The organism is Paenibacillus sp. ACRSA, from assembly GCF_022346845.1.
In the GTDB taxonomy this organism is placed as follows: domain Bacteria; phylum Bacillota; class Bacilli; order Paenibacillales; family Paenibacillaceae; genus Paenibacillus.
In genome coordinates, this window is record NZ_JAKRNP010000004.1 from 33,236 (window position 1) to 54,657 (window position 21,422).

The 21,422-nt window shown below is 43.7% G+C and carries 19 protein-coding genes; all 19 read left to right on the forward strand.

All coding sequences use genetic code 11. The features are described 5' to 3' along the window. Positions 1 to 47: 47 nt before the first annotated feature. The 19 genes from rpsF to dnaB all read left to right on the forward strand — a co-directional run bounded on the left by rpsF (position 48) and on the right by dnaB (position 21,234). A complete protein-coding gene (rpsF, locus tag MH215_RS13685) occupies positions 48 to 341 on the forward strand; it encodes a 30S ribosomal protein S6 (RefSeq protein ID WP_024629534.1) in 294 nt (97 codons plus the stop codon). A gap of 50 nt (positions 342 to 391) precedes the next feature. Further along, positions 392 to 877 carry a single-stranded DNA-binding protein gene (ssb, locus tag MH215_RS13690; protein ID WP_017691432.1) on the forward strand — a complete coding sequence of 162 codons (486 nt, stop codon included), beginning with the start codon at positions 392 to 394 and terminating at the stop codon, positions 875 to 877. A 56-nt stretch (positions 878 to 933) separates the two neighbouring features. Beyond that, positions 934 to 1,206, forward strand: coding sequence for a 30S ribosomal protein S18 (gene rpsR / locus MH215_RS13695; protein ID WP_056697535.1), 273 nt, complete (start codon positions 934 to 936; stop codon positions 1,204 to 1,206). A gap of 248 nt (positions 1,207 to 1,454) precedes the next feature. Beyond that, the gene (locus MH215_RS13700; RefSeq protein ID WP_239290870.1) at positions 1,455 to 2,045 is read left to right on the forward strand and encodes a M15 family metallopeptidase; all 591 of its coding nucleotides are present in this window, start codon (positions 1,455 to 1,457) and stop codon (positions 2,043 to 2,045) included. Between the two features lie 737 nt (positions 2,046 to 2,782). Next, positions 2,783 to 3,778: an ABC transporter ATP-binding protein gene (locus MH215_RS13705; protein WP_275446147.1), complete on the forward strand. Its 996-nt coding sequence runs from the start codon at positions 2,783 to 2,785 to the stop codon at positions 3,776 to 3,778. 14 nt (positions 3,779 to 3,792) lie between these two features. Then, a complete protein-coding gene (locus MH215_RS13710; protein ID WP_056697531.1) occupies positions 3,793 to 4,725 on the forward strand; it encodes an ABC transporter ATP-binding protein in 933 nt (310 codons plus the stop codon). Between the two features lie 5 nt (positions 4,726 to 4,730). Next, positions 4,731 to 5,693 (forward strand): oligopeptide ABC transporter permease, encoded by a 963-nt coding sequence (gene opp4B, locus MH215_RS13715; protein ID WP_056697529.1) that lies wholly within the window; start codon positions 4,731 to 4,733, stop codon positions 5,691 to 5,693. Positions 5,694 to 5,720: 27 nt separating this feature from the next. After that, the gene (locus tag MH215_RS13720) at positions 5,721 to 6,626 is read left to right on the forward strand and encodes an ABC transporter permease (protein ID WP_239290874.1); all 906 of its coding nucleotides are present in this window, start codon (positions 5,721 to 5,723) and stop codon (positions 6,624 to 6,626) included. 19 nt (positions 6,627 to 6,645) lie between these two features. Further along, positions 6,646 to 8,472 carry an oligopeptide ABC transporter substrate-binding protein gene (locus MH215_RS13725; RefSeq protein WP_239290876.1) on the forward strand — a complete coding sequence of 609 codons (1,827 nt, stop codon included), beginning with the start codon at positions 6,646 to 6,648 and terminating at the stop codon, positions 8,470 to 8,472. A 300-nt stretch (positions 8,473 to 8,772) separates the two neighbouring features. Next, the gene (locus tag MH215_RS13730; protein ID WP_239290877.1) at positions 8,773 to 9,663 is read left to right on the forward strand and encodes a D-alanyl-D-alanine carboxypeptidase family protein; all 891 of its coding nucleotides are present in this window, start codon (positions 8,773 to 8,775) and stop codon (positions 9,661 to 9,663) included. Between the two features lie 154 nt (positions 9,664 to 9,817). Beyond that, positions 9,818 to 12,232 (forward strand): S9 family peptidase, encoded by a 2,415-nt coding sequence (locus MH215_RS13735; RefSeq protein ID WP_239290878.1) that lies wholly within the window; start codon positions 9,818 to 9,820, stop codon positions 12,230 to 12,232. 327 nt (positions 12,233 to 12,559) lie between these two features. Then, positions 12,560 to 14,137, forward strand: coding sequence for an MFS transporter (locus MH215_RS13740; protein ID WP_239290879.1), 1,578 nt, complete (start codon positions 12,560 to 12,562; stop codon positions 14,135 to 14,137). Positions 14,138 to 14,402: 265 nt separating this feature from the next. Then, complete coding sequence (locus MH215_RS13745) at positions 14,403 to 15,437, forward strand: LCP family protein (protein ID WP_239290880.1); 1,035 nt, start codon at positions 14,403 to 14,405, stop codon at positions 15,435 to 15,437. A 176-nt stretch (positions 15,438 to 15,613) separates the two neighbouring features. Next, positions 15,614 to 16,039: a CBS domain-containing protein gene (locus tag MH215_RS13750; RefSeq protein WP_056697515.1), complete on the forward strand. Its 426-nt coding sequence runs from the start codon at positions 15,614 to 15,616 to the stop codon at positions 16,037 to 16,039. A gap of 175 nt (positions 16,040 to 16,214) precedes the next feature. Then, complete coding sequence (locus MH215_RS13755) at positions 16,215 to 16,517, forward strand: MazG-like family protein (protein WP_056697513.1); 303 nt, start codon at positions 16,215 to 16,217, stop codon at positions 16,515 to 16,517. Continuing rightward, entirely contained in the window at positions 16,514 to 17,431 is a 918-nt protein-coding gene (locus tag MH215_RS13760) for a DUF2232 domain-containing protein (protein ID WP_239290881.1), read from the forward strand. The genes MH215_RS13755 and MH215_RS13760 overlap by 4 nt, the downstream gene beginning before the upstream one ends. Before the next feature lie 11 nt (positions 17,432 to 17,442). Further along, a complete protein-coding gene (locus MH215_RS13765) occupies positions 17,443 to 19,431 on the forward strand; it encodes a DHH family phosphoesterase (RefSeq protein WP_056697511.1) in 1,989 nt (662 codons plus the stop codon). After that, on the forward strand, positions 19,428 to 19,871 hold the full coding sequence (gene rplI, locus MH215_RS13770; protein WP_239290882.1) for a 50S ribosomal protein L9: 444 nt from the start codon (positions 19,428 to 19,430) through the stop codon (positions 19,869 to 19,871). Before MH215_RS13765 ends, rplI begins: the two co-directional genes overlap by 4 nt. 1 nt (position 19,872) lies before the next feature. Then, positions 19,873 to 21,234, forward strand: coding sequence for a replicative DNA helicase (gene dnaB, locus MH215_RS13775; protein ID WP_056697507.1), 1,362 nt, complete (start codon positions 19,873 to 19,875; stop codon positions 21,232 to 21,234). The last annotated feature ends 188 nt before the right edge of the window (positions 21,235 to 21,422 follow it).

Genomic DNA, 21,422 nt, shown 5'->3' on the forward strand with positions numbered 1-21,422 from the left:
GCTCTCAACCTAGATTGAGGGCCAGAGTCCATAAGGAGGTGAAAATTATGCGCAAATATGAAGTGATGTACATTATTCGTCCTGACGTTGAGCAAGAAGTTGTTCAAGCTACAGTCGATAAATTCCAAGGCATCATCTCCAACGGCGGTGGTGAAGTTACAGCTCACGACGTTATGGGTAAACGCCGTCTTGCGTATGAGATCAAGAAATTCCGTGATGGTGTTTATGTTTTGGTACACTTCACTGCTGAACCAGCAGTTGTTACTGAACTTGAGCGTCTCATGAAGATTTCCGACGAAGTAATTCGTTATCTCATTACAAACGACGTTAAGTCTGCTTAAGACAAAACTCGTGATCGACGCACCAATACGCTCTGAAGGAGGGGATTACATTGTTGAACCGTGTCATTCTGATCGGCCGGTTAACCCGGGATCCTGAGTTGCGTTACACTCCAGCAGGAGTAGCAGTTACGCAATTTACTTTGGCAGTGGACAGACCGTTTACAAGCCAAGGGGGAGAAAAGGAAGCGGATTTCATTCCGGTCGTAACCTGGAGACAGCTTGCCGAGACTTGTGCAAACTACTTGCGCAAAGGACGCCTGGCTGCAGTCGAAGGACGCATTCAAGTACGGAACTACGAGAATAACGAAGGAAAACGTGTATACGTGACCGAAGTCATTGCCGATAATGTCCGTTTCTTGGAGTCAGCTAACCGTGATAATAGCGGTGGCGGCGGTGGGCAACCTATGCGTGAAGAGCCTTCTTATGGAGGCGGCGGACGCGCGAACAATAACAATAATTCGCGTAGCAACAATCAGGATCCTTTTTCCGATGACGGAAAACCGATTGATATATCGGATGATGATTTGCCATTTTAACATGAGCTGATACTCTTAGGAGATATGGGTTACATGATAGGAAAGGACTGAAAAGCATGGGCTTCAAGCAAAGAGAAGGCGGAGACAACGATAAAAGACCGGCACGTCGTGGCGGCCGTAATAAACGTCGTAAAGTGTGCTTCTTCACAGCAAACAAAATTACTCACATCGATTATAAAGATACGGACTTGCTTCGTAAATTTATCAGCGAACGTGGAAAAATTTTGCCACGCCGTGTAACAGGTACTAGCGCTAAATATCAACGTGCTTTGACGATTGCAATTAAACGCTCCCGTCAAATCGCATTATTGCCATACACTACTGAGTAGTCTTACTCAGCATGGATAACAAGCAGTCGGCTTATAGCCGGCTGCTTTTTTGCATATTCATTAGTTACTTACTAGATGCAACGAAACAATCAAAGCTTTTACTGATTAGATAAACAAACCTCAAGCAAGAACAGCGACTGCGTATAGATTTCCACTAAATTGTGCATTAGGAAAGTCCGATGTTATGATATAAGGTATAGGCTGAATTAAGGTGGCTATATTAAAGTTCAACACATCAGGAGATTATAATGAACAAATCAAAACGTAAAAAACAGCAAAAACGGAAAGGTAGTCTGCGGTTCTGGCTTATCGCTACTTTGTTCCTTGTCGTTGTATATATATGGCTTCAGCAGAAAGATGATGTATATGAAATATGGCCGGGAAGCCCGCAAGATGTTATTCCCATTACAGGCCTTCATCCCCTTGTTGCTGAGAGTGAGGAGCTATTGGTTCGAAAAGCAGCCAGGCGCGGCATAGATGTTGTCATTACTCATGGTTATCGAAGTATAGAGGAACAGGATGCACTGTTCGATCAAGGGCGTTCAAGTGCAGGGAACATTGTCACCAATGCCAGGGGTGGAGAATCTTATCACAACTATGGATTAGCTATTGATTTTGCCCTTCGTACACCCCAGGGTGAGATTGTATGGGATATGGAGCGTGACGATAACGGTAATGGTGAGCCTGATTGGATGGAGGTTGTTACAATCGCAAAAGACCTCGGATTCACTTGGGGAGGGGATTGGGCTAACTTTCCCGACTACCCTCATTTACAAATGGATTTTGGCCTGAGCATTAATGAGTTAAAGCGGGGTAAACGACCGCCGGATATGCCTTAATTAATATTATTAATATGCAATGATACGTATGTTTATTAGTAAAGTCCTGCATTTTGCAGGGCTTTTTTCATTGTTTTGTAAAAAAAATGATAAAAGATGACAATTAGTCCTTTACAGCAGTAAATAAAAAAATTTATACTATAATAACTAGAAATAAACGACTGATTCGATATAAGGGTAGCCAATATCATATTTGTATATATTTGTTTGTAAGTATGCGTTTACTTTTGAACATCAAATACTAACCACACATATCATAAAGTTAACATACGAGCTTAATATAAGAGGTTATTTCGATTATATATTACACGTATTTACACTGCATATGTAATGTTAATGTCATATTTTAGATTTTTTAAACTTTATCTGATGTAAAACTTTCAAACGTTTCCCTCCTCTAAAGCTGTAAACTCCTTAATATTTACCTTTTTAGCATAGCTAATACCCAAAACTGTAGTATAAAAAACATTTATTCCAAAAATCTCAAAATAAGCATTGACGTCACCTAAATTTACACGTATGATTACATTAATTATTTTGCTATATAATCCCGGTAGGAATGCTCAACATTAATTGACCAATGGTCTAAATTGAAATACAAAAATTTAATTCATTTGCTGAATTCGTATTTTGTATAAAAATTTGTTCGTTGTCTTCAAAAACATGGAAATATACAGTGGATGCATTCATCTATTGATGAAACATTCTACAGAAATTTTGGGGTTAGGGTGATTGATTTGAATACAGACCTATTGGAAGTCAGAAATCTAACTACATCTTTCAGAATTGAAGATGACTATTACGCAGCAGTTGACCACGTTAACCTTACCGTTAAGAAAAATGAAGTGTTAGCCATTGTGGGAGAGTCCGGCTCGGGAAAGAGTGCATTTGCCTTCTCACTTATGGGTTTGCACAACAAAGCAAAAATTGAAGGTCAAATTTTGTATAAAGGGCAGGATATAGCTAATATATCTCCTAACAAATTAAACAAACTTCGTGGTAATGAGATGGGTATGATTTTCCAAGACCCTTTATCAGCACTAAATCCTCTAATGATTATCGGCGAACAGATCGAAGAGATTCTGACGCTGCATCAACCTAAGCTTTCTTCCAAAGATAAGAAAGTGAAAGTTATTGATCTGCTTAACCAAGTCGGAATTCCACGACCTGAGCATATTTATAAGCAGTACCCTCATGAATTATCAGGCGGTATGAGACAGAGAGTTGTTATCGCCATTGCGATTGCCAATAAACCTGAACTGTTGATCGCCGATGAGCCAACTACCGCACTGGACGTTACCATTCAACTACAAATCCTAGAACTTATTCGTGATCTGAAGAATGAGATCAATGCTGGCATCATCCTAATCACTCATGACCTCGGTGTAGTAGCTGAGATGGCTGACCGGGTTGCAGTAATGTATGCAGGTGAGATTGTTGAGATTGCAGATATCTATACCTTGATGAGCAATGCTAAACATCCGTATACACGTTCACTTTTAAATTCTATTCCTACGATTACAGATGCAGATGAGAAGTCGAAGCTACATGTCATTCAAGGCATCGTTCCTTCACTTAAAAATCTTCCTCGCCAAGGGTGCCGATTCAAGGCTCGAATTCCATGGATTGATGATTCGGCTCATGAAGAGAACCCACAGATGCATGAAATTGCGCCAGGTCACTTTGTAAGATGCACCTGTTACCAGCACTTTCATTTCCCTGATCAAAGCTGAGGAGGAACAACATAATGGCATTACTTGAAGTAGAAGGACTCAAAATACATTTTCCGATTCGTGGTGGCTTGCTCAAGCGCGAGATTGGAAGTATCAAAGCAGTTGATGATGTCAGCTTCTCCATCGAACAAGGACAAACCTATGGACTTGTTGGGGAATCTGGTTCTGGTAAAACGACGACAGGAAGAGCCATTATCGGTCTGAATCACGTAACAGCGGGTAAGGTCATGTTTAATGGCAAAAATCTAGCCACAGAACGTCGTAAAGATCGGCAGCTTCAGCGTGATGTGCAGATGATCTTCCAAGATCCGTATTCATCACTTAATCCGAAGAAACGGGTTATTGATATTATTGCCGAGCCACTCCGTAACTACGAGCGACTGACGGCTACGGAAGAGAAAAAACAAGTAAGAGAATTACTAGAGAAGGTCGGGCTTAGTCCTGAATCCATCTACAAATATCCACATGAATTCTCGGGTGGTCAACGTCAGCGGATCGGAATTGCGCGAGCAATCGCCTTGAAGCCAAAACTGATTATTGCAGATGAGCCTGTATCCGCACTGGACGTATCGGTACAAGCCCAGGTGCTAAACTTCATGCAGGATATTCAAAAGGAATTGAATTTGACCTATCTGTTCATTAGCCATGATCTCGGGATCATAAGGCATATGTGTGATCAGATTGGGATTATGTATAAAGGTCGATATGTGGAGCAGGGAACAACAGATGACATTTTTGAGAATCCACAGCATATCTATACCAAACGTCTTATTGCAGCTATTCCGGATATGGATCCAAGCAAACGAGAGGAAATGGTTGCCTTTCGTAATATGGTCAAGTCAGAGTACGAGAATTCATATCGAAACTTCTTTGATGAGGAAGGGCTTGCATACTCGCTCCAATCCATTTCTAATACTCACCGAGTAGCTCTACCTCAGAAAGGTTGAAGACCATGTGGAAAATAATAGTACGAAGAATCATGATTATGATCCCTCAGATCTTTTTGCTCAGTCTTTTGGTCTTCTTGATGGCCAAAGCGATGCCAGGGGATGCACTAACCGGTTTGCTTGATCCAAGCATTGATCCTAAAGCACTGGATGAACAGCGGGAACGACTTGGACTTAATAATCCATGGTATGTGCAGTATTGGGACTGGATCAGAAATGCCGCACAAGGTGATTTTGGACAATCCTTCCGATTTAAAATGCCGGTTATGGATCTCATTGGTCAACGTATAGCGAATACATTCTGGCTCGCTTTTGCAACACTTGTATTCACGTATTTAATTGCGATTCCACTTGGTATTATCAGTGGTCGTTATAATGACACATGGTCTGACCGATTAATTACGGGTTATACCTATCTAGGTTTTGCAGCACCTCTATTTATCTTTGCACTCGTTATGTTGTGGATTTTTGGTTTCCACTTTGGCTTATTCCCGACGGGAGGCAGCGTAGCACCTGGACTTACGCCAGGAACATTCGAGTACATTGCTAGTAAGTTCTATCATTTGTTATTACCGGCATTATCTATGGCATTGATTACTACGGTATCAACTGTTCAGTACTTGCGTAGTGAAATTATTGATATCAAGCATAAAGAATTTGTTCTTACTGCTAGAGCCAAGGGTGCCTCGGAATCACGAGTGTACAACAGACATATTTTGAGAAACTCTCTACTGCCGATCGCCGCATTCTTCGGTTATGAGATTACGGGGCTTATCGGAGGAACGATTTTCATTGAGAGTATATTCAGTTATCCGGGCATGGGGCAGTTGTTCCTTACCTCAATCTCTCTTCGAGATTTTAGTGTTGTAACAGCGCTTGTCCTACTATTTGGTATAGCTACAATTCTAGGATCATTGTTGTCTGACATTATTCTGGGATTGGTAGATCCGCGTATTCGGATTAAGTAAGAACTTGAAGATTTCGGGGTGAATAAGATGAGCAAGACCAATGATGTCGTTATAACTTCACAGAAGATTGATAAAAGCCCCTCCAGCCTAAACATATTGTGGAGGGAAATTGTCCGAGATAAGATTGCATTAATCTCGCTCATATTTTTGGGAGTCGTCTTATTACTGGTATATGGAACAGCGCTGCTCTTGGATCAAGACGAAATCGTAAAAGTAGATTTGTTCGCCTTGTATGAGCCGCCTTCTGCGCAATATTGGCTTGGGACTGACTACGGAGGTCGTGATGTATTCGGACAACTAATCATCGGTACACGTAACTCACTAACGATTGCTATCCTGGTTACGCTAATGACAGGTTTCTTGGGAATCGTTGTCGGTATTCTATCCGGTTACTTCGGAGGATTAGTTGATAATATTTTCATGCGTATTGTCGATTTCTTCATGGTTCTTCCCTTTATGATGATCGTTATCGCGTTTGTTACAGCAGTACCCAAATATAATATTATTTCGTTCTCGCTAATCATGACTGCTTTCCTATGGATGGGGATTGCTAGGTTAATTCGATCCAAGGCATTACAGGAGCGTGAACTAGAATATGTAAAAGCATCAAAAACATTGGGATCATCCCATCTGAAGATTATCTTCTCACAGGTTCTTCCTAATCTGAGTTCGATTATCATCGTAACGATGACGTTGAACCTCGCTGCCAACATTGGCCTCGAATCCGGGTTGTCTTTCCTAGGGTTTGGTTTTCCTGAAAGCACACCTAGTCTTGGAACACTCGTAAGCTATGCTCGTAATCCGCAAACCTTGGAATTTAGATGGTGGATATGGCTACCTGCGTCACTACTGATCCTAGTATTGATGTTGAGTATAAATAATGTCGGACAAGCTCTGAAGCGTGCGACTGATGCAAGACAAAGAAGAGGTTAAAAAAAGGGAGGAAAGGTTCATGAAAAAAGGATTTTTTTCACGGGGTATATTTTTCACAATGATGTTGGTCTTCGTACTGGTGCTTGCAGCATGTAGCTCAGAGAAAGAAGCAACTCCAGCGCCTACGGCTAACCAAGGGGAAGAGAAAACGGAAGAAAAGCCTGCTAATGAAGAGGGCGTTTACTCCATTGAAGATTTCAACAATGTTAAGACAAATGAAGGCACAGCGATCGAAGGCGGATCAATCACATATGGTCTCGTTTCTGATACAGCTTTTGAAGGTACATTAAACTTTAACTTCTATTCCGGTAACCCGGACTCCAAAGTTCTTGGATGGTTTGATGAAGGTTTGCTAGATTGGGATAAAGACTATGTATACACCAATGATGGTGCAGCAACATACGAAACATCCGAGGATGGCAAAACATTTACATTGACGATCCGTGATAACGTGAACTGGCATGATGGTAAACCGGTAACAGCTGAAGATCTACAATTTGCTTATGAAACTATTGGTAGCAAAGACTATGATGGTCCTCGTTACGATTCTAACTTCACAAGTGTAGTAGGTATGGACGAGTTCCATGCAGGTACTGCAGATACAATCTCTGGTATTAAAGTGCTGAGCGACAAACAAATCAGCATTACGTACAAAGAATCCACGCCTTCCCTGTTGACAGGTGGTGTATGGACTTACCCACTGGCTAAACATATCTTCGGTGATATGGAAGTAGCTAAAATGTCTTCTTCCAAAGAAGTACGTGAAACGCCAATTGGTTTTGGTCCATTTAAAGTGGAAACCATTACTCCAGGTGAATCTGTAACTTATGTGAAGAACGATGATTACTGGCGTGGAGCTCCGAAGTTGGACAAAGTGACTTTGAAAGTTATTAACCCAACAACGGTTGTTCAAGAATTGAAATCTGGCGGCGTAGACCTCGTAGATGCGTTCCCGACAGATCAATATAAAGACAATGCAGACATGTCTAACGTAGAATTCCTTGGTAACATTGACCGTGCTTACACGTACATCGGTTTCAAACTGGGTACTTGGGATGAAGCAAACGGTAAAGTTGTAAGCAATGCAGATGCTAAAATGGGCGACAAAAACTTGCGTAAAGCAATGTGGATGGCTGTAGATAATGATCAAGTTGGTAAACGTTTCTACAACGGTTTGCGTTGGAATGCAACAACTCTGATTCCACCATCTCACCCTGAGTTCCACGATTCTAACAACCCAGGTGCTGCATATGACCCTGAAGCGGCGAAGAAATTGCTCGACGAAGCTGGCTACAAATTGGATGGTGAATTCCGTACCAACCCGGACGGTTCCCCACTCGAAATCAACTTCGTATCTATGACAGGTGGAGACACAGCTGAACCATTGGCACGTTACTATGTTCAATCATGGGCAGCAATCGGTCTGAAAGTAAACCTGGAAATGGTTGAGTTTAACAGCTTCTATGACCGTGTAGGTAACACAGGTAAAGACGATCCAAGTATTGATGTATATCAAGCAGCATGGGGCGTTGGTATTGACGTAGATCCTTCCGGATTGTATGGTCGCGATGCACTGTATAACTTCTCTAGATTCTCTAGCGAAGAAAATGACAGATTGCTGGCAGCAGGTGTATCCGCTGAAGCATTCGATGTAGACAAGCGTAAAGAGATCTACAACGAATGGCAGCAGTACATGGTTGATGAAGTTCCTGTATTCCCAACACTGTATCGTGCAGTTGTAGTACCTGTTAACAAACGTGTAATGAACTATGCAATTGGTGACGGTACTGGCGTATACTTGAATGATTTGGCTGTTAATGCAGACAAAGCTGTTGTAGCTGAGTAATTCTAAAGGTGTGCATGATCTAAAGTGCCACTATTGGAAGCAAAGGTTACTTTCACAATGATTTAACATCGATTAAGGATTGGGGTCCTTCGTAACAATCGATGCTTGGATCAATGAATCATTCTTCTAGGATGTTATAAAACGAATCATCTAAACATGGATTTTTACACTCTGGCATGGGTGTAGGAATCCATGTTTTTATTTGATGACAAAAAAATAAAAAAAATTTAACTTTTTTTCAAAAAAGTGCAGACAAAATGCCTCTTCACTTCGTCTATATAGGTAAGAGGTGAATTCGTAATGAAAAAGTGGTGGAAACGTGCAGGTATGCTGTTAGCTCTGCTTATTATTATATATTTAGGTGTCAAACCAGACATGTTGGTAGGCAAACCGGGAATTAAGGCTGAATCCGCTGTGCTGATGGATATGAGAACAGAGCAGATTTTACTCGACTTTAACGGTTCGGAAGGAACAGCTCCAGCAGGGGTTAGCAAGTTAATGACAGAATTGCTTGTACTTGATGCAATTACAAACGGAGATATCCATTGGGAAGATCCGGTTACGGTTAGCCTGTATGCAAGCTCAGTTGGTGGAAGCCATCTAGCCTTGAAGCAAGGGGAACAGTTTACGGTGCGTGAGTTGTTTCAGATTGTAGCCGTTTATTCTGCGAATGATGCGGCAGTTGCACTCGCTGAACATATCAGCGGCTCAGAACAAGCCTTTGTGTCTGCAATGAATAAGAGAGCTGCGGTTATTGGTTTAACAGATACGACAGTATTTACGAATTCAACCGGACTAAGCGAGAAGCTGCTGGGTCCTAATCGTCCTGAAGCCATTCAGGGGCAGACCGTGATGACAGCTATAGATGCATGCAAGTTAGCAAGATACCTCATTACGAACTATCCACAGATTTTAGAGACCTCCAGTCAGATGCAGGTGTCCATTCATCAGCGAGGCATGTATATGAGCAATACGAATTGGATGTTGTCCTCCCTAGGTGGCCCATATGCTTATGATGGCAATGATGGACTAAAGACGGGATACGACGAGGATACAGGGTACCACTTTGTCGGAACAACTGAACGGAATGGTAAACGATTGATCTCAGTTGTCTTTGGTTCCGAAAGCCGGGAAGGACGCTTTGTGGAAACGAAGAAGTTATTCAACTACGGGTTTTCTGGATCGCAGTAATATACCACAATCATGCAACGAGAATTTGGATGTCCATCATGCCATACTGGCTGTGTCAGATGGGCGTTCTTTCCAATATAAGCTTACTCATGATAAGATGGATTTACGGAATATTCCATAATACTATGAATTTCACTTATAAGGGGGAAACGAATTGAACTCAATTAGCAAGAAGGTATATGCACTAACGCTAAGCATGGCAATGTCTATTGCCCTGATTCAGCCTGCAGTACAAGCTGCGGAAGCTGTTAAACCTACAGCAACTGTTGCAGAAACGATCGCTTCAAAAGCAACACAAACGCTACAACAACTGGGGTACATAGATGGCACAATAGAATCAAACACGCCGATTACTCGTGCAGAGGCAGCAGTCATTTTACAGCGTGTACTTAAACTGGATGCACCAGCTTCACTTACTGGTTTTGCGGACGTATTAGCGAGTGATGAGGCTGCACCGGCAATTTATGCTCTGAAGCAAAGTGGGCTAATCCAAGGGAAAGCAAAAGGTTATGCTCCAGATGCACCACTGACACGGGCACAGATGGCCTCGTTGTTCACACGGGCATTTGAATTAAAAGATAACGGTATTCAGGTTGTATACAGTGATATGAAGCAAATTCCAGCAGTTCATGTGGAAGATGCTGTACGGATCAAGCAACATTTTATTATTGAAGGTTCGGCATTTAATGCCAAACAATCGGTAACTCATGGAGAGTTCGCTGATGCTCTATATCTTGCGCTAGGCCTGGATGTGAAGTCTGAGGGTCTTACACCGCTAGAGGACTTCTTCAAACAGCCTGCTCAGGCAGGATTCCAGATGTCTCCGGATGGTAAACATCTCGCTTACTTGGAGCCGTGGAATAACCGTATGAATATTGTGGTTAAGGAGAATGGACAGGACAAGTCTGTTCGAGTTACGAGCGAGTCTGAACGGAGTATCATGGGATTTGGATGGGCAACCGATAATAAGTTGCTCTACATCAAGGATGCGGCAGGAGACGAGAATTACCACATCTATGTGACGGATATCGATGGCAAAAACAATAAGGATCTCACACCATACCCTAACACCAGAGCCACTTTGATTGATCCGCTCGAGGGTGTGCCAGATGAAATTCTGGTGGCCATGAATAAACGTGACCCTCAAATCTTCGATGTATATCGGATCAATATCAACACAGGTGAGGCCATTCTTGCTGCAGAGAACCCAGGAAACATTACGGGCTGGCTCACAGACCATGAGGGCAAAATTCGTGTGGCTGTATCAAGTGATGGCAATGTATCTTCATTGATGTATCGTGAATCCGAGGATAAGCCATTTGAGCCGTTGTTAACAACGAAGCTTGGAGAGACTTTTGCGCCAGTTATGTTCACGTATGATAACAAGAATATTTATGCAATCTCCAACTTGGATCGGGACAAATCAGCTATCGTTGAGTATAGTCCTAGCACCAAGCAAGTAACCAAGACGATCTTCGAAAATAAAGAAGTAGATGTCACAAGTTTTGTACCATCCAAAACGAAAGGAACCATTCTTGCAGCTATTTACGAAACGGATAAAGTAAACTATGAATTTTTCGATACTGATTTCAAAAAGCTGATGGATGACATCAAGGCTAAGGTACCAGGCAAAGAGATTAGCCTGTCTAGTATCAGTGAAGAAGGTCAAGTATTATTCGTTTCCTATAGTGACAAATCGATGGGCACGTACTACTTCTATGATTCAGTGACAGGCAAGCTGGATAAACTAGCTGATGCTGCGCCATGGATTGACGAGAACAAAATGTCCGACATGAAACCAATCTCGTACAAATCACGTGATGGATTGACCATCCATGGATATCTGACATTGCCGAAGGGAGTCGAAGCTTCCCAGTTGCCACTTGTTGTTGTACCACATGGTGGACCTTGGGCTCGTGATTCATGGGGATATAACCCTGAGATCCAATTCCTCGCTAGCCGAGGCTACGCTGTGCTACAGGTCAACTTCCGTGGATCTACTGGTTACGGTAAGGAATTCCTGGATGCAGGCAATAAACAGTGGGGCAAAGCAATGCAGAACGACATTACAGACGGCGTAAATTGGTTGATCGAAGAAGGAACTGTTGATGCAGATCGAGTAGCAATCTACGGTGCATCTTATGGTGGATATGCTGCTTTGGCTGGTCTGGCGTTCACTCCAGACGTATATGCTGCTGGAATCAGCTATGTTGGTCCTTCCAACATCTTCACTTTGCTGGATTCACTGCCACCATATTGGGAATCAGAGCGCAACATGTTCTATGAGCGTGTAGGTGATCCAGAGAAGGATAAGGAGCTGCTTACGGCGATCTCGCCTTTATTCCATATTGATCAGATGGAGGCACCTTTGTTCGTCGTTCAAGGAGCGAATGACCCACGCGTTAAACAGGCTGAATCAGACCAGATCGTTGAAGCGCTACGTGAGCGCGGGGTAGACGTACCTTATATGTTAAAAACAAATGAAGGTCATGGCTTCGCCAATGTAGAAAACCAGTTGGATCTGTACAGAGCGATTGAGAAATTCCTCAATCGTCACCTGATGAAGTAAGTCAACGAGTTATTAGCTTGATCAACTCGATATTCATCATCATACAAGGTCATGTAAACAGATAAAAAGAGACGTACATTATAATACATGAGTACCGCCCTCAGATTCTACGGAATCGTTGGGCGGTATTTTTGCTGTATAGGGTATAATAATCGCATGCAATTATATATTTATAAATTGACATAACAAATGGATTTGATTTAAAATGACCAGTGAGTCATAATTGTTCTTAAGTGTTTAATATAGATGTATCAGTTCAGTTTGTGTGCGTTTAATAAGTCCGTTTATCTATCGCTAAATTATGATGTGATCGGGAGGTAACACGAGATGCAGAAACAAATGAAATGGCCGTTAATTCTGTTTGCAGTCGGGGTATTTATGGCGGCACTGGATAATGGGATCATCACATCGTCTCTAACGACGCTGAATGCCTCATTTGGGGTATCACCAACTTGGGGTGCATGGACGATTACATTATATACTCTAGGTCTTGCTGTGAGTGTGCCTATTGCAGGTAAACTTTCAGACCGATATGGTCGGAAGAAGTTATTTCTTATTGAAGTAGCTTTGTTCGGGATTGGTTCTTTGCTTGTAGCATTAAGTACATCGTTTACGTTCTTCCTTATTGCTCGTGTTATTCAGGCTCTGGGCGGTGGAGGGATTTTCATCATTGCAAGTTCCTATGTACTCAGTAAGTTTCCAGCAGAGAGGCAAGGTACAGCATTAGGCTTACTGGGAGGTATGAATGGGGTGGCTGCCATCCTGGGGCCAAACGTCGGTGCTTTTATTTTGGATATGACAGGGAACTGGCACTGGTTATTTCTCATCAATGTACCGATTGCAATCTTGTTGTTCATCGCGGGTATACGTTATATTCAGGATGAACAGGAATTGAACCGTGCAGCAGTGGACTGGAGTGGGATTGCAGTTCTAACCCTTGGTGTGCTCAGTCTCATGTACAGCTTCAGTAATTTAGATGGCGTAAATATGATGCAAAGCTTAGGTTCACCGATGTTTTACGGGTTTTTCTTGTTGGGGGTAATTGTTCTGATTGTATTCTACTTTCTTGAGAGAAGGCTCGAAGGATCAGGACGTGAACCGGTTGTGTCCACACAGTTGCTGGGTATTGCGTCCTTCCGCTGGACACTGCTCATCGCCTTTTTCTCAGGCGCTATTCTAGCTTCGGTCATCTTCATTCCTGGCTTCGTAGAGCAGTATCTGGGTGTGTCTAACACAGCCTCAGGTTACTGGTTTACGCCACTTGCGCTGGCTTCAGGGATTGGGGCAGGAGGCGGCGGTTATTTAGTGGATAAGAAAGGACCAATCTGGACGTTGTCTGTGGCAGGGCTTCTGTCGGCAATTGGATTCCTGTTATTCCCGTTATGGGTTGAGCATATCTGGCAGTTCGTTATCGCGAGTACACTTGTAGGTATCGGATTTGGTATGATGCTGGGTGCTCCAGTAAACGTGCTTGTGACGGAACAGGCAGGTGAGAACAATAAAGGGATTGCCGTGGCAACCAGCTCGTTATTCCGCCAGATGGCGATGGCCATTGCTCCTACGATCTTTGCAGGTTTTCTGGCGCGTTCGTTCTCTAACCTGGGAACTAATATTCAGGATGGTTTTGCTGATCAGGGAATACAAGTATCTCCTGAGATGCTTCAACAATATACCACAGGGGGAGCATCAGGTAGTGATGTCTCAAGTCTGACTGAGGGGTTATCACAGATTCCTGACCCTGGCATTCGAGACACTATACTGCAGGCTCTCCACGTGACGACAGGTCAAGGATACAACGGCCTGTTCTGGTCAGCAGTTATTTTCAGTGTATTAACCCTGGTAGCTGCATTGATTACAGGGGTTCTGCGGAATAGAGAAAAGGGGAGCGCTGTAGATCTCTCTTAAGTAAGTTTATGATTGAGTTTATAATTTTGAATATAACATCTAATGATCAGAACAGTTCCTTTATGCGGTTTATATATGGGAGCTGTTCTTTTCAATTTAACCGGATTGTAACTTTTACTCATGTAGCAATGTTTACAATAGAACGAGCGTTAGCGGTGTTCTGAATGATATAGAGAAAACATTAGAGAACGCCGAGTCATAGGCCGTTAGGCACGTTTAATGGTAGGTATGCAATTGATTTTTATAGTGAAGAAGGAATCGAAGGATGACAAGAAGAACTAAAGAAAAGAAGAAGAAAAGAAGAAAAGGTCTATATATAACTCTCGTTTCGCTCGTGGTTTTGTTAATTGGCGGGTATTTGTTCCGTCAGCAGCTAGCTGTTGCTGCATTTGATCTTTTTTTGGCAAATTCAGTTGAAGATCAGTTGTCTCGTTCTTATGTTCCGCAGGAAGGCAATAATACGCCAGATCCGACGGTGTATCGTAAAGAGCCATTTTCTGTACTTCTGCTCGGTTCGGATAAACGCGCGTATGAGAAAACAAGAGGCCGTTCCGATACGGTCATCTATGCGGTTGTTCGTCCTAAGGAATCCCGTGTACTTCTCGTTTCGATCCCACGTGACACGTATGTGCAAATCGTAGGACGTGACGCGAATAAGGATGGGGAAGACGATTACGACAAAATTGCGCATGCCTACGCGTTCGGAGGGGAGAATATGTCCATCAATACGGTGGAGAAATTCTTGAACGCAGATGTAGGATACTATGCCACCATTAATTTTGATGGAATCAAAAGAGTTGTAGACGCGCTTGGCGGGGTGAGTTTGCCGATTGAAGAGGATATTGTAAATAAACATCCGGATCATGTGCAATTCACTATTGAAGGTGGCAAACCGATCTATGACGGTCAAGAAGCGCTGTATTATGTTCGATATCGCGAGGATAGTGACTTTAATCGTACCAAGCGGCAGCAAATATTCCTGAACGCGATGGCGAATAAAATGCTTAATCTTAATTCAATCGGCAAGATTCCAGAGCTGTTGGAGATTATGGGAGACAACTTCCAGACAGATATGCGTCCATCCTTTATCGTTGATCTGGCGAAACAGGTGCTGACACAAGAGAAACCACAAATTTCTAGCTTCACGATTCTAGGTGAAGGTATGCGCAAAGACGGGATCTACTATGGTAAAGCGGATGAGAAAGACGTCCAATATGCCAAAGAGCTGATTACCAACTGGATGGATGAATCGACCCCAGCCGGCGCCTTGATGATACCAGACCGGCAGAAGATCGAGTAACGAATTCCATACAGAGGCTTGATTATAATCAGCAGTACGGCGTTTATTTGCGGGCTGCTGTTTTTTCTTTTTCAGAAGAGCGACGAGACCTTTTGGAACATCTTACGTTTTGAAACGTATAATATGGGTTGAGGATTAGTTGTAAGTCGAAATTCGTGAGGGGGATACGTGAGGGTATGAACATCGCATTTTTTTTGCTGCCTAAGCAAGAGGTTACATGTGTAACATCGGATTCTACTCTGCGGCAAACATTGGAACGGATGGAGTATCATCGCTTCACAGCGGTGCCCATTTTGAATAAGGAAGGCAAATATATAGGTACGGTCACCGAGGGTGATCTATTGTGGTACATGAAGAATGCCGAGGGAAAGATCACATTTGAAAACGCTTCAAAATTCCTCCTTAAGGAAGTACCACTTCGCCTAGATATTAAGCCGGTATCCATTAATGCCAATATGGAGGATCTTATTAACCTGGCTAAGGTTCAGAACTTTGTACCTGTCGTCGATGATATGGAACGCTTTATAGGCATTGTCCGTCGTAGCCAGATCATAGAATATTGTGAAGGCATTGTAGCTAAGGAATCCATGAAGGCAAAATAAGAAATTAAAAACGTTACTGGCACAGGGATAATCCGAGCCGCTCAGTACCATGTTAAACAGTGGGAGAGCAGAAAAAGGCGGGTAATTCCCTTCGCATAAGGGAACATTTTGTAGCCCCCCTTTTTATGTTATAATGGAGAATAAAGCTTTTTCGGGGAGAGTGACTTTCGCCAATATGCCTAAAGAACTGGATGTAGCCAAACGCGCTAAAGTGATTGAGTGGCTGAAAACCGAAGTACTTGACCAAGTGTCTCGATTGTTCAAAGCCTTGTGGGAAGGCAGTACTTCCCGGATCGGAGACAGTCTAGCCAGTCTGATGATGAGTAGTTACATATTGGGCCGCAGGCTCGGTATTCCTTTCAAGGATCTAGATGCACTGCTTGTGGAAAAGCTGAAGAAGCACAAATCGGAAGGTCACCAATTGGAAGATTGGTACCAAGATATATCCGCGCTTGAAGATCATATGCGTAAGAGGTGAATTTGTTGAATTTTAGCTTTAAATCAGTTATTTGGAGCGTTGTGTTTCTGCTCTTGTTACTATCGCTTATAACGCCTTTATCGGTGCTCACGGTATTTTTCATGCTCGTACCAGGTGTGATTCTGTATGCGTACTTATCTGTTAAATCGTTTGTCGTGCATCTCATCCCAGTCGCCATAATATTATTCATGATTGAACCGTTGTATCTCATATTCTTAGTTGTGTTTACGGTGCCAGCAATCGTAATGGGGCATGCCTTCAAAAAAGGAAAATCAGCTCTGTTTGCCTTCCTGGCGGGCAGTGGTGCAATCTTGGCTGAATACTTGTTGATGCTGCTGATCGGGAGCGTTCTGTTCCATTTCAATCTGTATAACTATATTGAGGACATGGTGAAACTGGCTACGGAGCCACTGACAGCTTCAGATGGACTGGTCAATGGATTTGTATGGACGCCTGAAATGACAGAGGATGTGGCCAGACGAACGCAGCTCTTAATTCCGTTCGCTCTCGTAGTGACTGCACTTGTGATGTCGCTCATTACACATCTCATTGCACGTCCAATTCTGAATGTAATGGGTGTGAGTGTAGCTAATTTCCCGCCAGCACGTGAATGGCGTATGCCGCGTGCCCTCATATGGTATTACTTCCTTGCACTAATCTTTACGCTCATGTCTGGTGAGAATGATGGGTCGTATTGGTCGATGATTGCGGCCAACTTGTCGCCATTAATTAATCTCGGCTTCATGATTCAAGCGATAGGCTTCTTCTTCTTCCTTTCTCATGCGAAGAAGTGGAATCCAGTTATACCGTATTTACTTGCGGCTGCGGTCTTCTTCATTGGTCCGCTACGAATTATCGGAGTTATTGATCTGGTGTTCCCGCTTCGCGAGGCAATAACGAAACCAAAACGTTAGGGTGATGAGTCTTGCCTAAATTTCTGAAGAAACGCTGGCACGGCTACTATACCGTATGGGCGTTCATAATGCTGCTACTGCTAGTTATGTTGGTGACCATTTATAACTGGACGCTTGGTTTGGTTAGTCTACTTCTGGCTTCGGCGCTGGGGATCGTCATGATTAAGGCGGAGCTAGCGTTCCGTCGAGAGTTGAATGACTACATTAATGGACTGTCTATTCGGATCAAACGAATGGAAGGCGAAGCCGTAGGTATGCTTCCATTCGGCATTGTGTTGTACAGTGAGGATCGTACGGTAGAGTGGCATAATCGTTTCATTGCAGATATGTTCCATGAAAAAACGATGGTAGGTAACCCGCTCCAAAACTTGTTTCCCAATCTTCCTCAACCAAAAGAGAAAAAAGATGGAACCAAGGAGCTGACCAGGGAACTTCATGATGAATTCCAGTTGGATGACCGGTATTACGGTGTAATCCATAATCCGCAGGAGCGGTATGTGTATGTCTACGAGATGACAGAACTCGCTATTCTTCGTGATAAATATGAAAATGAACGTATGGCACTGGGTATCTTAGTGCTCGATAATCTTGATGAAGCAGCGCAAGGCATGGATGATCAGCAGCGAACCGCGTTAATCGCGCGTGTAACGAGCGAGATCACATCCTGGGCTAAGCGTTATGAGGTATATCTGCGACGCTTGTCCTCAGATCGGTATCTTATGATGCTGAACTATAAGTCGTTGCAAGAGTTGGAGCAGAGCCGATTTGTTATTTTGGATGAAGTCCGTGAAATGACTGCTGACCTCAAAGTTCCAATGACGCTCAGTATCGGTCTAGCCTTTGGATCGGATAGCATTGGAGAAATGGGAGAGCTTGCTCAATCAAGTCTCGATATGGCACTTGGTCGCGGTGGTGACCAGGCTGCCGTGAAGTCAGGACAGCGCTTGTCCTTCTATGGTGGTAAATCGAATGCTGTTGAGAAACGCACACGAGTAAGAGCAAGGGTGATTGCTCATGCGCTGCGTGATCTGATGCAAGAGAGTGACCGTGTGCTCGTTATGGGGCATAAAATTCCGGATATGGATGCAATCGGTGCCTCTATTGGTGTATGGAAGGCGGCTAGTTTATACAATGTAGAAGCGCGAATCGTCCTTGATGGGCCGAATCCATCAATTGAACGCATGATGGAGCAAGTGAACAAGGATGAGAAGCTGTCCAAAGCATTTGTATCGCCTGAACAAGCAACACAGATGATGACTGAGCATACGTTGCTCGTCGTGGTGGATACACACAAAGCTTCGATGACAATGGAACCGAAATTAGTGCAAGCAGCTACGCGTGTAGTCGTTGTGGATCATCATCGCCGCGGAGAAGAATTTATTAATGATGCGGTACTCATCTACTTGGAGCCATACGCTTCATCGGCTGCGGAGCTAGTGACCGAGCTGTTGCAATATATTCATGACAAAGTGCAATTTACACCACTTGAAGCAACAGCACTGTTAGCGGGAATTACCGTGGATACGAAGCATTTTGCATTGCATACAGGTTCACGTACATTTGAAGCAGCAGGCTTTTTACGCCGTAGTGGTGCAGACACCATCATGATCCAACGCTTGATGAAAGAGGATCTGTCAGAATATATTGCTAAGGCAGAAATCATAAAGCATGCTAAAATGGTATATGGGAACATTGCGCTGGCGGTCACAGACCCTGGCAGCAAGATTTCACAGATGATGATCGCCCAAGTGGCGGACACATTGCTGAACATGACCGATGTCGTTGCATCATTTGTGATCAGTGAGCGCCCAGATGGGCTAATTGGCATCAGTGCTCGATCACTGGGACGGATGAATGTACAGGTCGTTATGGAGAAACTTGGCGGTGGCGGACATTTAACCAATGCTGCTGTACAGCTTGAAGGTACGTTGGGAGAGGCAGAAAAACGGCTGATGAACGTACTTGCTGAAATCGAAAAGGAAGAGGGGCTGTTCGAATGAAGGTCATTTTTATAAAAGATATGAAGGGTCAAGGCAAGAAAGGGCAAGTGAAGGAAGTTTCTGAAGGTTATGCACAGAACTTCTTGTTACCACGGGGAATTGCTCGTATAGCAACAGACGGAAACATGAAGACGCTCGACAACCAGAATGCGGCTGAAGAAAGACGCAAACAGGAAGAGAAGGCAGAAGCAGAAGCACTAGGCAAAAAACTCGAATCAGAAGTGACGGAGCTTAAGGCGAAGTCCGGCGAAAGTGGCCGTCTGTTCGGTGCAATTACATCTAAACAGATCGCAGAAGCTCTTGCAGCTAAAGGTCTGAAAATCGATAAGCGTAAAATTGAGTTGGACGAGCCTATTCGTACTCTCGGTGTAACGCAAGTATCTGTCAAGATTCACCCTGAAGTGAAGGCAACCTTGAAAGTACAAGTAACGGAGGAATAAGATGGGCGGCGAAATGTTATTCGACCGGATTCCCCCACAGAACCTGGAAGCCGAACAGGCTGTGCTGGGTGCAATCCTGTTGCAGGGCGAAGCTCTGATTACAGCGATGGAACGGGTGCAAACCGAGGATTTCTATGACAAGCCCCATCAATTAATTTTTGAAGCGATGATTCAGCTGGGTGAGGGAAATCAACCGATTGACCTCGTAACACTGACTTCGCTTCTGAAGGATAAAGGTGAGCTTGAGGACATCGGCGGCGTTAGTTATCTGGCTAAGCTGGCTCATGGTGTACCTACAGCCGCGAACGTAGACTATTACGCTCAGATTATTGAAGAGAAATCGATGCTGCGTCGTCTGATTCGTACAGCTACGCAGATTGTTAGCGAAGGATATACTGGCGGTGAAGACGTTGCTGGCATGCTCGGTGAAGCAGAACGGCGCATTTTGGAGATCTCTAACCGGCGTTCTAGTAGCGGTTTTATTGCCATTCAGGATGTACTCATGGAGGTATTCGATAAAGTCGAGACGCTTCATCAAAACCGTGGAACCACGACGGGCATCCCGTCCGGGTTTATCGATCTCGACAAAATGACTGCCGGATTCCAGCGTAGTGACTTGATCATTGTAGCTGCGCGTCCTTCAGTAGGTAAGACAGCCTTTGCTTTGAATATCGCTCAGAATGTAGGGATTCGCGCACAAGAGACGGTAGCTATCTTCAGTCTGGAGATGTCAGCCGCACAGCTTGTACAACGGATGATCTGTGCAGAAGCCAATCTGGATGCAGGGGTTCTGCGTACGGGTGAATTTAAAGGTGATGAGGACTGGCAGAAGCTAACGATGGGTATCGCTGCGCTAAACGAAGCAGATATCTATATCGATGATACGCCAGGGATTACGGTGGCCGATATTCGTGCCAAATGCCGTCGTCTCAAAAAGGAAAAAGGCCTTGGCATGATTCTAATTGATTATTTGCAACTCATTAGTGGACGGGGTAAAGCAGGGGAGAACCGTCAACAAGAGGTATCCGAGATTTCACGTACACTGAAACAGATTGGCCGGGAACTAGAAGTTCCGGTTATTGCCTTGTCTCAGCTAAGCCGGGGCGTAGAGCAACGTCAGGATAAACGTCCGATGATGAGTGACTTGCGGGAATCTGGATCGATCGAGCAAGATGCTGACATCGTAGCGTTCCTGTACCGGGACGATTATTACAATCAGGAAACCGAGAAGAAAAATATTATTGAGATTATTATTGCTAAACAGCGTAATGGTCCGGTAGGCACGGTGGAATTAGTGTTCCTGAAGAACTTTAATAAATTCGTAAACTACGAGAGGGCACATAACGACGCCTTCGCCATGTAGTATTGAACACGCACGATAAGGAACCGGGGTTAGCCGTCAGACATGTTTTGACTGGCTTCGCCGGTTTTTTGCGTCGGAATATAGCGTAAATTCCGAACATTATAGTTTTACTATATCTAATTGTTCGCTATTTGATTTGACTTTGAAAAAAGGTACTGGTACACTAATACTGCTGCGTTAAAGCAGCG